We start from the raw sequence: 14,233 nt of genomic DNA, 5'->3' as shown, positions 1-14,233 counted from the left end.
GTGCCCGGATCCGCTCGGCCGCGCCCGGTCGCGGGCTTGCGGTTCGCGCGGCCGAGGCTCAAGTCCCGCGTCCCATCGGCGCCAATCCCAGGCGCGCTGCCGAGGTGGCGGCCTACGGTGCTGACATGGTCATCGAGGAGGTCGACGAGCGCGACAGCGGGTGGGAAGTCTCCGATCCGCGCTTTCGCGTCTACATCTTCGAAGGCGAGAACCCGGGCTTCAATGTCTCGACGTACGACGTCACCGACGCCGATGTCGTGGAGGTCATCCGATGGGCCCAAACTCGGGCCGGCAGCAAGCACCTGTACGCCGTCGCCCTCGTTGGCACGATGACGATGCCCGACGGCGAGCACCGCGGCCTGACCTGGCTTGTCGGCAGTGACGCGAACGACCACGACGCCGACCTCGACTCAATGCGCGCCCGCCGCGATTCACCTGCGGTCCAATCGGCGTCCTGACGCCGTGAACTGACGGCGCCGAAGGAACCCCTCGAAGGCAGCTGTCAGACGAATGGCAACCCCGCTCGAGCACTCGGTGCAAGAGGAGTGAGCCCGTTCTTGCTTACGTCTGGGAGCTGGATCGCGATCTGTTGAGGCGCGGCCTTGGACCGGGCACGGTTCGCGTGTTCGAGACGAGCTGAAACGGGATCGTTGCTGCGCCTGCGGGGTGTTTCGGAGTTCGTAGACCGTGAGGTCGGGCGTCAGAACCCGGATGACGGTCGTCATCGTCGTTGTCGCTGTCGGCCGGACCGGTTCCGGCCGCGGCACGGTGAGTTGGGGGGGACGCTGCCCGGGATGAGCGCCGGCGATCGGGGACCTGGGCTCGAGCTGGACCGCGGCTTCCTCACTGGGCGGGAGCTCGTTTCCCGCTCGGTGTCCGGCGTTGTCGCGGACGACCGCCGCACTGACCCCGGTCACGACGGGCGCGGTAGCGCCGTGCCGACGTGCATGACGGCGCCCGATCGAACACCCGAGGTATTGCCAAAACCCTGACACTTGTCAGCGCGTGGGGGTTCCAGGCCCACCTACGGGTTGCCGAAACCCTGACACTTCACACCACGGACCGTTCCGTCGTGCCACCTGAACTGGGCAAACGCTAAGTGTCAGGGTTTTGGCAATAGCAGAAGTACAGAGGAGCGTGCTGTCCTCGACGGGAGTTGTGGTCTGTCGCCCCACGTTGGTCGAGGTCAAGGGTGAGGGTGAGGGTGAGGGTGAGGGTGAGGGTGAGGGTGAGGGGGAAGTGGAGGCTCGGGCACGGCGCGCCAGGCGGTCGCATCGAGAGTTGGCACCTGCGATAGAGAAGAGACGGCGACGTGTCTTAAGTGGCAATAAGTGATGTTTCGCGACCAGTCACTGAACCGTACGGGCAGGGCCGATGAGCCGCCGGATCGTTGCCAGCACTGGGCTGCGCACATGGGGGGAGATAACCTTCGGCGTGACCGTTCCGATGATGAGACAGGGTGCGGCACAGGACTCGCTCGCATGGACCACGAAGTTCGTTGGGACTGTCTCGTATCTCGTCATATGTTGCGGCGGTCTATATTTCACGGCATTCGTGGCGTCGTGGTGTGATCGCGCTACACCCCGGGTCGAATTGGGCGGCGTGACGGTGACCGTGGACGGCTTGGTCACGTACGCGGTGATCCTGCCGGCGCTCTATCTCGCCGGATTCGCCGGACTCTCGCTCCTCGAAGGAGGAAAAGGCGGGATCCGAAGGGTCCACGGAGCGGGGCCAGTGCTCGCCTGGCTCTTCTTCGGCGTCCATGTCCTGGTGCTCGCCCTCTTCACAGCCATGACGGCGGACTGGCCCGAAGCAAGAATTCATTCCCTGAATTACGTGCTTCGCGGCAGCATGTGGCTCCCAAGGTCGTTCTGCGTCGCCGGCTTCATCTACTGCACCTACTCCGTGGCCGCACGAATCAGAGCCAGCCAAAACCCGAACTACACCCACAGCAGCATGCGGCACTTCTTGGCGGGCGCCATCCCGACTGCAATGTTGGCCGCGATGGCGATGGCGATCTCGTAGTGGACGCAACTCAATAGTCCAGGGTCACGACGAGGAGGGAAACGTTGACGACGGTGACCAACGCGTGCGCACCCGAGAGGGTCGCCGTCTAAGGTGGCGCCATGCGTATGGTCGGCAACCAATGGCGAACTAATCGGTTCCTGACTGGGTATCAACCGGGTACGGCAGACCGGGCGATGCGCGTGCGCCGAGTGCGCGTTGTTGCCCTGCTGCTGGCCGCGAGTACTGCCGCGGTGGCCCTGACGGGTTGTGCCAACCCCGTGTCGCTTCAGCGCGCCGATATCGCCGCCGCCCGCACGTCGGTTCAGGCCGAGACTGCCGATCGTGTTGACCTGACTGGTCTGGTGGTCCTTGGACAATTGCACGATGCGGACTGCACGGTCGGAAGCAACATGGATCCCGGCAGGGATGCCTACGAGTTCTTCTGTTACTCCCGAGAGATCCGCGTCGTGGACCTTGGCCGGGTTGACCCAGCGGAGGCGCTTGCGGCTGCGGACCGGGCCACGAGCGCGGTCTGCGGCCAAACGGTTGCGTCCCTGTCCGACCCGGCCAACTCGGTAGCTCCCGTCGGACACCCGGTGCTCCGCGAGGCGCAAGTGCAGTGCGGCGACATGACCCTGGACGTCTTGGTCGGCCAGCCGGACGACGAGGACCTGATGTCAAACGTCTCGTTCTGGCCGCGCCACCCAACGGCGACGGATGCGAAAAGGACCGTCCCTGGACTCGACGCTGCCAGCCGTGCGGGGAGCAGTTACGTGCTGTGTTTGCTGGGTCGTATGGAGTTCATCCGCCAGATGCGCTGAGCGTGCACCGCTGCCCGCTCGAGCCGACTCGTGGGTCCGGAACACCTGACCCCCGTCGCCCTCTTTGAGAGCGATGTAGCGGTGATGCCGTGCCAGGACCTTCTTTCTCGATCTCCGAACTGGCAAGGTGTGGCGTCATCTCGGGCGCACTCGCCGAACGGAGCAGTTCGAGGTTCCCCTCGCCACGGGGCTCGATCCGCACCGTTGGGGGAACTTGGGAATCCGTCATCTGCATAGTCGGACGACGGACTCTCGCGAGCCGCGGCCCGCGCCGTGCCGGCGGAAGCGACCTGCGCAGCGCACCCGGTACTTGCCTGCCGGCAGAGGCCGAGACGGGTCTGACCGGAGGATTGTACGAGGCCCCTCACCTTGCACCCCCGGCTCTCGGATTCGACCTTCTGGTCGTCCTCAACACGCCGGTCACGGCGTAAGTGCGGTGATTTGGTCCTGTCCCAACGCGAGCACGGTCCCGGTTGGCAACACGTAGAAACTGGTGCCGTCGGCCCGCGTCCAGGGCTCGGCCCAGATCACCGCCCCTGTGGTGAGGGTGCGTGCGACGAGAGTGATCTGGTCGGAAGAGCCCTCAATAGTGAGAATCTGATGGCCGTCTGTGACCGGGGTCATCATGTCGCCGTCGGTCATATCGATGGGTTGAGCCCAAAGGACATCACCGGTGCGCGCATCAAGGACACTGACGCCACCCGTGTTCGACGAGGTGACCAGCTTCCCCTCGACGATCGCGACTGGAGTGATGTCCGCACTCGACCACATCTCGCGTCCAGAACGGGCATCGAGTGCACGCAGGAGTCCGCGCGTCTGAGTGTTCTCTACGAACACGAGCCCTGGCACGGTGCCGTCGTCGACCTGCGGGATGTGGAGTACACCTTGTGTGGTCAGAAGTTCGGCACCGTCGGCGGAAACGATACGCACGCTCATGGGGGTCGTTTCCGAGCCCTCCTGGATGCCCGTCAGTCCGCCTGCAAGCTCGGTCGAGGACTGCACTGAACTGGCGCTAGACGGCAACTCAGAGCCGCTCTCGAGGTCCAAGCGCACCGTTTCCGAGCCTGTCGTCAGTGTCACGGATGAAGCCTGGACCTCGAGCCCGAGGGATTGGTCGCTGCCTGGCTGCGGGGTTTTCCCGACGTAGTTCCAGACGATGGCACCGGTTTCGACGTTCCACCGGCGCGCTACGACGTGCCCTTGGCGGTCGACACCAGCGGCAACTACGTCGCGGTCGATCACATTCGCCACCAACTTCGGCCAGTCGACGGACGCTGACCCCAAGACCGTTCCAGTGGCAACATCGCGCACCTGGATCGTGCCCTCAGCCCGGTTCTCGCACAGCACCCGTTCCGGCCCTGCCACAGCGTTGGCCGCCGTCGTCGCCGAGAATCCGGGATTTGAGAGGTTGCACCGCCAATCGGCCGGGTCAACTGCCCACTGCGGCTCGCCAGTGGCCAGCGCCACCGCTGAGTACCCGGAAGCAGTTGCGAGCAGGATCACCCCGCTCGACTCCGATACACGCCCGAGCTGACCCCTCGCCTGCCACGCTTGGCGCAACGGCTTAGACAGGTCGCCTGCCAGCCCCTCAACTTCCGCCAAGCGGGCATTCTGAGCCGCGACAGCCCTCCGGTGCCCCAAATCCACCAACGGCGCACCACCAACCAGGACAGCCACGAGCGAGAGCGTGGCTGTGACCGAGGCAATGGCCGCGCGCCGCCGGCGGGCGCGCCGACTCGCTGCTAGCACCGTGTAGGGATCAAGCCCCGAGTGCAGGTCCTCCAAGTCCAACCGCTCACGCAGAGCCCCGGCGAAAAGGTCGGTGTCGTTGTTCATCGCGCCCCTCCTGCGTTGTTCAAGGTCTCCCGGAGTCGGGCAAGGGCCCGCGACGCGGTCGACTTCACCGTGCCGACCGGAATGCCGAGCTCGACTGCGACCTCCGCCTCGCTCAGATCGAGTAAGTGACGCAACACCATTACCCGGCGCTGCTTGACCGGCAACGTGAGCAGCGCGCGCACCACCGCGTCACGCTTGTCGACCGTTCCCTCGCCACCATCAACGCCGATGCGAGGATCCATCCCGGTCAACACCTCGCGCCGTGTCCGTCGCCAGGTGTCGATCCGCAGGTTCGCCAGAATTCGCCGCGACCACGCCAGCGGATCACCGCGCCGGGCCGAGCGCCAGGAACGCCAGGTCCGTTCAAAGGTCTGCTGCACAAGCTCTTCTGCCCGATACGGATCGCCGCTGAGCAGGTACGCCATGCGATAAAGCGGGTCCTTCGCCGATCCGACAAAGTCCACAAACTCCTGCTCAAAACTCGCCCCGTCTGCTAAGACGACGGCGATATCCTCGGCGGCGACAGCTTGCGCCCTCAACTCGCTCGTCGGCAGCTCCGACCTGATCACACTCACGCCCCTAACACGCACCGGCCCACGCCAAGGTTCCATCCTGACGGGACCAAATCGAGTCCAACCCGCAGGTCACGAAGGTGAACGACGCAATCAACACTCATACGCCGGCCACGAACCGGATTCAAACGGTCATTTCGGTAGCCGGTGCCGAACCTACGAAGGAACAGTTCGGCGCTTTGGTCGATCACTTGACGTCGTTCAGCGACGGATTGGTCGGGTTCCTAAACAGCTGAGACGGTGGGGTTGCGGGCTCCCGAGGAGGTCCTACGCGCGTTGGTCGAGGTCGAGATCACCGCGCGCGACGCGGCCAAGGCCTGAAGCTCGACTCAAGGCCGCGGCGTTCCCGGTCGCTACGACGCTAAGGGCGGCGCCCCGCGACACGACGAGTTCAGTGTGGCGGGCGCAGGTCATCGGAGAGCGCGGTGTCTGGGCCGCAACCGAGCTCGCCGGGCTGCAGGTAGACGGACGGAGGGTAGACATCGATGATCGCGTCACTCTTTCGAGCTACAAGGACGCAGTCGTCCGCACTTCCGGTTGCGATGCCGACGTCGGTGCCTTCCACCACGGCGCTCACGTCGGCAACCGGGGCGCCACCGACCACGCCGTCACGAAGCAGCGCGGTCACCTGGTCGGCGATCTCGTCCGCGGACGGGAGTCCAGAAACGGGCAGTCCCGCGAGGACCTCGTGTGCAGCCTCCCGTGCGTTTTCCGCGACGACCGGTAGATCCGAAGGCGGCGGGACGACGGGGCTGGCGTCGGAAGGGCATTGGATGTGCGTCACGCCGTCGGCGGTTCCGAAATCACCCTGCTTGCCCCAGTGGTCGAACACGACCTCGAAACAGTATGGGCCTTGGTCGCTTTCGCTCTCAGGTAGCTCAAAGTCCGAGGAGTTGCTCTTTGCAGGAGAGTCGACTCGGAAGGTCAACGTGCCGACAACATCTCCCTTTCCTGCATCTGCCCTGCGGATATCGATCACCTGCACTCCACTCGATGAAGCTACCGCCGCACGGGCGAACCCATCGATGTCGGCCGTATAAGAGGCCATCGCGACATTCGTCAGCAGCCGGACCACGCTGTCCTGCGCTTCCCTACCGCCATCACCCAGAGTCGGGCCCGCACCGCAACCGGTCAAACCGGCGATCAACAAACCACCCAACACTGCGGTCGACCCACTCTGCCGGCCCCGGTTAACTCGCCCCATGACATTGACGCTAGTCCCTGCCCGACCCCCGTTAACCCGGTAGGCGGGGCGGCGGGTCGTTGATGTGGTAGGCCCGTGACCTCGGAGATCATGGCTGGACTCTCCCGCCGATCCGATCCCACGCGCTCTCAACGCGTGAGCGCGCTAAGCAGTTCGGACCGGAGGTCGAGGCCGTCGGGCTGAACACCTGCGCACAGTTCGGGGGCGCGAGCGCAGTCGCCGTCGGCGTCGAGGAAGGTTCCATCAGGTGCCACGAAGGCGATGCCCCTCACCGGTCCTTGGTTGACCGGCACGCGAGGGTCTGTGACCACCAGGTAGAGGCGGCCCCCCGAGCCGGCGGGATCGGCAAACGTCGGCACCTCGACCGCGTGCACCAATTTGCCCGATGGGTCGGCCATGCCGTCCGCGGAGAACAGCACGACGTGCGCGTCAGAGAGCCAGCTCGGCACGACGCCTGCCATGATCCGCGAGCTGTTGGTGCCCCAGGCGTTTTCAACACGGAACAGCGTCCTGGTCGACAGCGGCGACGGCCTCTCGCCCGTGGGAGCCTGCTGTTCATCGGCCCAGGCCACGACGAGGGACTCGGCCGGATCGACGCCCGACACCGTGACCCGGACGGCGTGGTCAAGGGCGCTGGCGGCGCCGGCTTGCGCCTCCTGGAGGTCCTTCGATGTCCCGGCGAGGAGTTCGATGGCGAAGGTGCCGTCCGACCCGTTCAGGGTGAGGCCGGTGCTCCACGGCGAGCCGCTTCCACTCACCGCTATCGTCGCAGTCACCCCGGCGGCGAGCGTCTGACTGCTCGAGGCCGTCACCACGGGACCCTGAGTAGCCGGGCTGACGGCTGGCGGGGAGGTGAACACGGACAGGGCACCTGCCGTGACCACGAACGCGGCCACCACGGCCGTCAGACCCCCTCCAGCGGCCACCCAACGACGCGCACGAGTGGCACGGCGCCCCGCGGTGCGGACGGCGAGCCCATCGAGCGACATCTGAGGCAGCACCGTGTCGGTGCGCGCACGCAGCTCGGCGATGAAGGCGCGGTCGGTCGGTGTCGTCACGAGGACCTCCGGGGCGAAGAAGGGGACGGCCGGCCGTCGTCGGCCATGGAAGCGCGAAGGGCCGCGAGGGCACGCGATGCGGTGGACTTGACGGTGCCGACAGTGATGCCCAGCTCCGCGGCCACCTCAGATTCGGGAAGGTCGAGCAGATGCCGCAGGACGATCACGCGACGCTGCCGCGTGGTGAGGGTCGCCAGTGCCCGGACCAACTGGTCACGGTCGTCGGCTCGCCCATCGGCGGGAACCCCCGAGTCGGGCATGCGCTCCGGAGGCGTCAGCACTTCGCGTCGTCGACGCCGCCACGTGTCGACCCTTAAGTTGACCAGCACCCGCCGCGCGTAGGCGAGCGGGTCGCCGCCACTGGCGCGCGGCCACGCCGCGTACGTTCGCACCAGCGCCTGCTGCGTGAGCTCTTCGGCCCGGTGCGCGTCTCCGCACAGCAACCACGCCGTGCGCAGGAGGTCGCCCTGGTGGCTCGCCATGAACGCGGCGAAGCCCTCGTCGCGCGACACCCGGGAGGTCCCGACCGGCACGACCTCCACCCGGCTCTCGCTGGGCGCTTCGATGGCGCGGGAGGCTGGGTCCCGAGACACGAGCGGCATGTTGGTCACACCTTATAGAACGCAGCAGGGCGCCTCGAGGTTGTCCCTTCTCGCGAACGAGTTCTGCGAGGCACCGCAAACGAGCCTGGGTAGTGTCCGAATCCGCCGTGACGTGCGGCGCCAACTCATTCCTCTATCGCACCGACCCCGTGTCCGTGGGCCGGTGGTCGCACCAAATGGACGATCGCCGTCAGGATTAGCAGGGCGACGGTCGTGGCGAAAACGGTGGCCATGTTGAGCAGCGACGTCGCCATACCTGGCGGGAAGAGGCCGTCACTGCCGCCCGACTGGCTCCCTGCGTGGCCCATAAACAACCCTCCGAAGAAGGTCACGCACGCGAGAATCTCGCACAACCCCGGCACAATCAGGAGGTACCACCACGTCATGCGCCGCCGGATGATCATCACCGCGAGCCAACCGGCGACCAGCAGCGCGGGCAGTTTCCATGCGTAGGCAAGTACGAACTGCCCAAACATGGTCATAGTCGTGCCTCTCGACAACGCGTCGACCCGGCGGCATTCCAGGATGCTGACGTCGCCGGACGGCGGACTCTATCGCCGCCGGTCAGATACGCCGTGCCTGGCGCTCAGCATCGATCGACAGCGACTTGATGGCGCCGTGCTGCATCGCGGGTCGCCAGGGGGCACTTCGTGGTCACGACCTGGACTGGCGTGCCACGAGACTGCCAACGCCTCGGCGATCCGCAGGGCCGTCAGGTGCGTCGACGGCTGTGCGGTAGGGCGTGAACTACGGCATGTCGATACCGGCGTTGGCCAGGTACGCCCGCGACGTCACCAGCGCCAGTTTGGCAGTTGTCTGGTACGCCGCCACGAACTCAGGCGCCGAGTCGAGGTACGCCTGCTGGTCGCCCGCATCGATATCCGCCAATCGCTGCCGCAAGTCCGTCGACTCCTTGCAGTCGATGTCGATCAGGCCGATCCGCACCTGCTCCGGCAGGCTCATGCTCATTACTCTGGCGGGCTTCAGAGAGCCCTCCTCGTCCGGCGCTGCCACCTCGTGAGCTTCCAGACAGGCGGCCCACTCGGCCACTACGGACTGACCCTCCGGCGTGTAGACAGCGGATTGGACTCCCACCGCCGGCTTGATGTCGTCGAACGATGTGGGCTCGAAGATGAATCCCATCGGCCGCACCTGGTCCACGCACCCCTGCATCGCCGCCTCGACCGCAGGCGAGGAGACGTGAATCTCGCTGCCCTCCCCGTCGTAGGGGTCGAGCGCCGGCTCCGCGTAGCCGCGCTGCCTGAGGTCGTCCCGGTTCCAGATCCCGTAGAGCCTCGAGGTGTCCCGTAGTGCGGTTCGCGTGACCGCGAAGACGAAGCTGTCGGCGTATCCAGCGTCGGCCATGCACCGCGACCGGGCGAGGTCCCACGCGCTCATCATGACGTCGAGGTCGTTCTGGCTGACCTGAAAGCTCGTAAAGGGCGTGGTCACCACACCGGTCACCGGGTCGATCACGGCGTGCGCGGAGCGTGGCGATGGCCCGGGGGCTGGCGCAGTCGTCGCTGTACTCGTCGCCGTCGTGGCTGGCGCAACGGCGTAGTGCGTACCCGGCAGCACGGCCACGGCCGCAGTGACCAGGCCCGCGACCGCGACCGTACTGATGACGGAGACAGCGGCCACCCGCGTCCCACGGCGACGTCGTCCGACCGCCAGGACGCGACGATGATCGACGGGCAGGGGCGGCGTCGGCCCCTCAAGGTTCTTCAGGTGAGCGACGAAGGCGTCGTCGTTGTTCATCGGGACTCCTCAAGGACCGCAGAACCAGACAGGATCGTGCGCAGCTGATCGAGACCGCGCGACGCAGTGGACTTCACGGTGCCCACCGAGATGCTCAGGTCGTCGGCGACCTCGCGCTCTGACAGGTCCAGCAAGTACCGCAACACGACCACCCGGCGCCGGCGCGGGCTGAGTTGCAGGAGGGCGCGGACCAGGACGTCCCGGTCGGCGTACGAATGGGTGCCCGACCCGCCGGCCGCGAGCTCGGGCATCGCCTCGGGCGACGTCAGGCACTCCCGTCGGCGCCTACGCCAGGTGTCGATGCGCAAGTTCGTGAGCGTCTTGCGGGCGTAGGCCAGCGGGTCGCCCGACCTGGCGCGAGGCCACGCCATGTACGCGCGCACGAGTGCCTGCTGAACCAGTTCCTCGGCACGGTGCACGTCGCCGCACAGCAGCCACGCCATACGACCCAGCAGTGGCTCCGCCTCGACCATGAACGCCGTGAACTCCGCCGCCCGATCGTGCAGCGCATGGTCGACGATCACATCGACGGTGCCATCCGGCTCCACCGCAAGCCCCTCAAACAACGTCGTCATGCCCAGAACACGCAGCGGGTGGTCGAAAGGTTGCTCAGTCTGCCGCACGCCCCGGTCAGGAGGCGCCGAACTCGAGGAGTCACTCGGGCTCCACCACTTTGCTGTCGTTCAGTACCGATTGGCGCCTGACGTCGTCGTTGATTCCTGACGCGGTGTCGACGCTGTCCTCGCGGCAGCGACTCTTCGCCGGAGTCACGACGGCAATTCGTCGACGATCACGCGGTCCGGGTCGCCGTGGCGGCGTATCCATCGCTTACCCCGCTCGGCGAGAACGGTGTCGGTGTCGGTGAACACGATGCGCTCAGCCTTCACTCCGCGCGGACCGATGAGTGCTCGCCTTCCAATCCACGTCTCCGTCCGCATCGGCCGACTGAGTTGCCGCGCCATCCACCGCACCGCGGCCTCGGCAGCCGCCGGCTCATCGTGCTCGGTGAAGTGCGACCGCGTCAGCACGTCGAGCGCGTCTCCAACGTCGTCGAAGTACATCTCGTCACCCCAACCAGCCGTCAGGTCGCCGTCGTAGAGCCGCGCCTGAAGGTGCCAATTCCTTGCCGCCGTGCGCGGGACAAGAACCGTAAGACAAACGCCCTGGTGCGAGTCTTCCTCGGTCCACACACCCGGGTGGGTCTCGCTCACCTGTGCGCTGACCAATGACCCGAGGACCTCAGGGGCAAGTTCGCGCGCCCGTGTGAGGAAACCGCTGGGCACCTCATGCGGCACCCTGGGGAACCACGAGTTCAAGGTCATGCGGTCAGTGTCTTCCATCGCAACGGACCCCGGGCCCATACAGCCGCTGGACACGTCGAGGGAGTGTCCGCTGCACTTACCGCATCAACTGGCGCTTGGTGATGATCGCACCGGTTTGTGGCTGGCGATGGTCGCTGCTTGTTGGGGATCGGTCTCCATGGCGGGGAGGAACTGCGAGCATGCGTGCATGTGCTCATTGACGAAGCCGCTGATCAGCCAGCAGATGAGATGCGCAGGACGTCTCGCGCTGCCGCATCGAACGGGTCGATCTGGCGATGCCGTTGAGGTGCGCGCGGCCTCAATTCTCCTCATTTCGGCCGAGGTCTCGTGACCCATCAGCTCATCAGTGAGGGCGTGCGGTTTCGCTACCTACGGCGCGGCCCGGCGCATATCAGCATCGACTCGCTCACGCTCACGAGCGGGGTGACGTTCTTGGTCGGCCCCAATGGGTGCGGCAAATCCACCCTGCTCAAACTCTTCGCGGGTCTGCTGACCGCCGACGACGGGCAGATCACGTTCGACGACGACGAGCTACTCGGATCCGCGAAGGACATCAACGGGGCCCGCACCGCGACGGGCTATCTGCGCCAGGACTTCACGCTGGGTGGCCGGACCACGGCGTCGGCGTTCCTGCGGTACGGGGCCTGGATGCACGGCATCGGGTCCGCCCAGCTCGATGAGCGCAGTCGCGATCTTCTGGCAGAGGCCGGCCTGGCGGACCGGGCGGCCACGCAGGTCGGGCGGCTCTCGGGTGGGATGCAGCGACGCCTCGGGATCGCGGTGGAGGTCTCCCATGATCCGGTGCTCCTGCTGCTGGACGAGCCGACGTCCGGTCTGGACCACGATGCCAGGGAGCGGGTGCACGCCGTGGTGGACCGATTGGTCGGTGCTGGCGCGATCGTGGTGATCGCCTCCCACGAGGAGTCCGAGATCGCCCGGTACGACGCGACCGTGCACGTGATGCGACAAGGGCGCATCACCGCCACCACCGTGCACCGCAGGGGCGACCCGGTGAGCCTCGCGGTCCTGCTCGGCGAGACCCCGCAATGAAGCCGCTCCGGCTGCTCCTCGTCTTTGCGGGATCGTCTCGGGCGGTCGTTCCGGCGGTCCTGATCGCCACGGCCGGGACGGTGATCGCCGCGGTCAGCGACCCGTCCAGCTCGACGTGGGTGGGCAAGGCGCAGAACACCGCCTCGTATACGACGGTCTTCGCGTTCGCCGTGGCGGGGTGCTTGTCGGTGGTGGCCGGGTACGTCGCGGGCGCCGACCTGGCCCGAGACGAGCACACCCTGCTGCGCCGGGGTATGCGCCCGGTGTCTGTGCTCGTCGCTTTGCGCGCCCTGGGCGATCTGGCGTGGTTGTGGGCGGGGCTGCTGACCGCGCTGGCTGCGGCGTTCGGGCGCACGATCGTGGTCGGCGGCGGGTTCCGGGCTGATTCCTGGTCGCCGGTGGTGTTGGCGATGTGCTCGGTCGCAGCGACCTACGCCTCCGGGATGTTGGCCGGGGCAATGTTGCGCCATCGGGTGGGGCTGGTCGTGGTGGCGCCGTTGCCGTACGTCGCGACCTTGTGGTCGAGCGGCGTGTTGAGCATGTCCGAACAGGCGCCGATGCAGTTCCTCATCGCCCCGTACGTGGACCAGTCCTGGTTCCCCGGCTACGTGCCCGCACCGGGCGCCTTCGGCGCGCTGGCCGGCTACGTCGCGGGCGCCGCCGCGGTCTTCCTCGCGTGCACGATCGCGTTCCTGCAACCACGGCTACGCCGGCGCCCACCCGGTGCGCGACTACTTCTGGCGGCGTCGGTGGTGACGCTGCTCGCCGCGGTGCAGGTCGTCGGGCTCGGTGGGCCGTCTTCGTTCGGGCGCCCGAACCCAGCCGGCGTCCTGTGCACGAGCGGACCGGCCCCGGTGTGCGTGTGGGGCGACCAGGAACGCCAGCTGCCCGTGTGGGTCGCCGCGGCCCGGGACACCGCCCTCGCGATCGAGGGTCTACCGGTAGACGCACCCCGGTTCGTGCAGACGTTCGTCCCGCTGTCCGGCGCCGCCGATGTCGAGATCCAGACCCTGAACCCGCTGCCGTCGGTCGACCAGCTCCGCACGGCCATGTTTGATTTCATCGCGCAGGAGTTGCTGAACTCGTGCATCCCACCGCAGCGGCAGCAGCGCGAGACACGCCAGGACCTGATCGACCTGATGAGCGCCCGAGTATCGAACCAGCAGACCCGAACTGCCGGGAGCAGCGACTTCACGACCATCACGGCGGGCCGCTGTGGTTGACCCCCGCCTGGTGTGGCTCGGGCGGCGCAACGTCATCGTGACCGTCGCCGCGGCCGTCGTGCTGTCGTTCGTCGCGGTAGCCGCGCACGGCTTCACCCCGACACCCCAACTGCGTGGGCCCTCAGTGCCGCTCGGGGTCCCCACCGTCCAGGCCATGCTGATGGGCACCGTCCTCGCCCTGGCCGTCCGGGCGGCCGACGCCGACCTCGAGGCGCTCTCACCGCGGCCGATCCGCACCTACCGGGCGCTCATCGGCGCTGGGCTCGTGGCCGTGCTCCTCGCCCTGCTCGTGGGATCCACCACGATCGCCGGACTTTCCGGCCCTGACCAGCTCGCCGCGATCCGGACGCTGAGCGTTGTGGCCGCACTGACCACCCTCGTGACCTGGCGGACCTCCTTTTCGACGGCCGCCGCCGTGCTCCTCGCCTACCTCGGGTGCGTCCTGTTCGCTGGGGTCGATCCCGACGGCCACCTCGCCTGGTGGGCCCGGCTGCTCGCCCCCTGGGAACCGACGACCGACCCCTGGATCACCGCCATCGCCATCGGCGCGACGCTCTACGCATTCGCCGCAACCCCCACCAACCACCCCACCGACTAAGAACCACGGCCGATTCCAGATGCGGTGCGAAACCGCCGATTGGCTTTCGCTGACGCTCGATGGTTCCAACCGAGTGATCCCCGGTGATCGAATCCGTTCCCGACTCGATTGGGTTCGCTCTCCCGACAGGAGCGGCGGGTGGAAGTATCAGTGAATGTCGTTCCTTCGGTACATCCCGGTGC

At 66.9% G+C, this 14,233-nt stretch carries 15 protein-coding genes; 6 read left to right on the top strand and 9 right to left on the bottom strand.

The window, feature by feature from the left end; genetic code table 11:
- Positions 1-125: 125 nt before the first annotated feature.
- The 3 genes from VTA80_RS16970 (at position 126) to VTA80_RS16960 (ending at position 2,828) form a co-directional block, all read left to right on the top strand.
- Positions 126-458, top strand: coding sequence for a hypothetical protein (locus VTA80_RS16970; protein ID WP_407342264.1), 333 nt, complete (start codon positions 126-128; stop codon positions 456-458).
- 916 nt (positions 459-1,374) lie between these two features.
- A complete protein-coding gene (locus tag VTA80_RS16965) occupies positions 1,375-2,025 on the top strand; it encodes a hypothetical protein (RefSeq protein ID WP_407342263.1) in 651 nt (216 codons plus the stop codon).
- Positions 2,026-2,126: 101 nt separating this feature from the next.
- Entirely contained in the window at positions 2,127-2,828 is a 702-nt protein-coding gene (locus VTA80_RS16960; protein WP_407342262.1) for a hypothetical protein, read from the top strand.
- 420 nt (positions 2,829-3,248) lie between these two features.
- On the opposite strand, the gene VTA80_RS16955 is transcribed toward VTA80_RS16960, so the two are convergent.
- From VTA80_RS16955 to VTA80_RS16915, 9 genes are all read right to left on the bottom strand, one after another.
- Complete coding sequence (locus VTA80_RS16955) at positions 3,249-4,664, bottom strand: PQQ-binding-like beta-propeller repeat protein (protein ID WP_407342261.1); 1,416 nt, start codon at positions 4,662-4,664, stop codon at positions 3,249-3,251.
- Positions 4,661-5,239: a SigE family RNA polymerase sigma factor gene (locus tag VTA80_RS16950; protein WP_407342260.1), complete on the bottom strand. Its 579-nt coding sequence runs from the start codon at positions 5,237-5,239 to the stop codon at positions 4,661-4,663. Before VTA80_RS16950 ends, VTA80_RS16955 begins: the two co-directional genes overlap by 4 nt.
- A gap of 388 nt (positions 5,240-5,627) precedes the next feature.
- Positions 5,628-6,311, bottom strand: coding sequence for a hypothetical protein (locus VTA80_RS16945; RefSeq protein WP_407342259.1), 684 nt, complete (start codon positions 6,309-6,311; stop codon positions 5,628-5,630).
- A 257-nt stretch (positions 6,312-6,568) separates the two neighbouring features.
- The gene (locus VTA80_RS16940; RefSeq protein ID WP_407342258.1) at positions 6,569-7,252 is read right to left on the bottom strand and encodes a hypothetical protein; all 684 of its coding nucleotides are present in this window, start codon (positions 7,250-7,252) and stop codon (positions 6,569-6,571) included.
- Positions 7,253-7,494: 242 nt separating this feature from the next.
- Positions 7,495-8,100: a SigE family RNA polymerase sigma factor gene (locus VTA80_RS16935; RefSeq protein WP_407342257.1), complete on the bottom strand. Its 606-nt coding sequence runs from the start codon at positions 8,098-8,100 to the stop codon at positions 7,495-7,497.
- 125 nt (positions 8,101-8,225) lie between these two features.
- Positions 8,226-8,576, bottom strand: a complete 351-nt coding sequence (locus VTA80_RS16930) for a hypothetical protein (RefSeq protein WP_407342256.1) — start codon at positions 8,574-8,576, stop codon at positions 8,226-8,228.
- Between the two features lie 271 nt (positions 8,577-8,847).
- Complete coding sequence (locus tag VTA80_RS16925; RefSeq protein WP_407342255.1) at positions 8,848-9,576, bottom strand: hypothetical protein; 729 nt, start codon at positions 9,574-9,576, stop codon at positions 8,848-8,850.
- A 278-nt stretch (positions 9,577-9,854) separates the two neighbouring features.
- Complete coding sequence (locus VTA80_RS16920; RefSeq protein ID WP_407342254.1) at positions 9,855-10,433, bottom strand: SigE family RNA polymerase sigma factor; 579 nt, start codon at positions 10,431-10,433, stop codon at positions 9,855-9,857.
- A 192-nt stretch (positions 10,434-10,625) separates the two neighbouring features.
- Positions 10,626-11,180, bottom strand: coding sequence for a hypothetical protein (locus tag VTA80_RS16915; RefSeq protein WP_407342253.1), 555 nt, complete (start codon positions 11,178-11,180; stop codon positions 10,626-10,628).
- A gap of 327 nt (positions 11,181-11,507) precedes the next feature.
- On the opposite strand from VTA80_RS16915, the gene VTA80_RS16910 reads away from it, so the two are divergent.
- From VTA80_RS16910 to VTA80_RS16900, 3 genes are read left to right on the top strand one after another with little or no spacing between them, the layout of a single operon-like run.
- Positions 11,508-12,230 (top strand): ATP-binding cassette domain-containing protein, encoded by a 723-nt coding sequence (locus VTA80_RS16910; RefSeq protein WP_407342252.1) that lies wholly within the window; start codon positions 11,508-11,510, stop codon positions 12,228-12,230.
- On the top strand, positions 12,227-13,453 hold the full coding sequence (locus VTA80_RS16905; protein WP_407342251.1) for a hypothetical protein: 1,227 nt from the start codon (positions 12,227-12,229) through the stop codon (positions 13,451-13,453). The genes VTA80_RS16910 and VTA80_RS16905 overlap by 4 nt, the downstream gene beginning before the upstream one ends.
- The gene (locus tag VTA80_RS16900) at positions 13,446-14,051 is read left to right on the top strand and encodes a hypothetical protein (protein ID WP_407342250.1); all 606 of its coding nucleotides are present in this window, start codon (positions 13,446-13,448) and stop codon (positions 14,049-14,051) included. Before VTA80_RS16905 ends, VTA80_RS16900 begins: the two co-directional genes overlap by 8 nt.
- The last annotated feature ends 182 nt before the right edge of the window (positions 14,052-14,233 follow it).

This window comes from Pengzhenrongella phosphoraccumulans (assembly GCF_045689905.1).
Taxonomy (GTDB): Bacteria; Actinomycetota; Actinomycetes; order Actinomycetales; family Cellulomonadaceae; genus Pengzhenrongella; species Pengzhenrongella phosphoraccumulans.
This window is presented reverse-complemented; position numbering and strand designations above follow the sequence as displayed.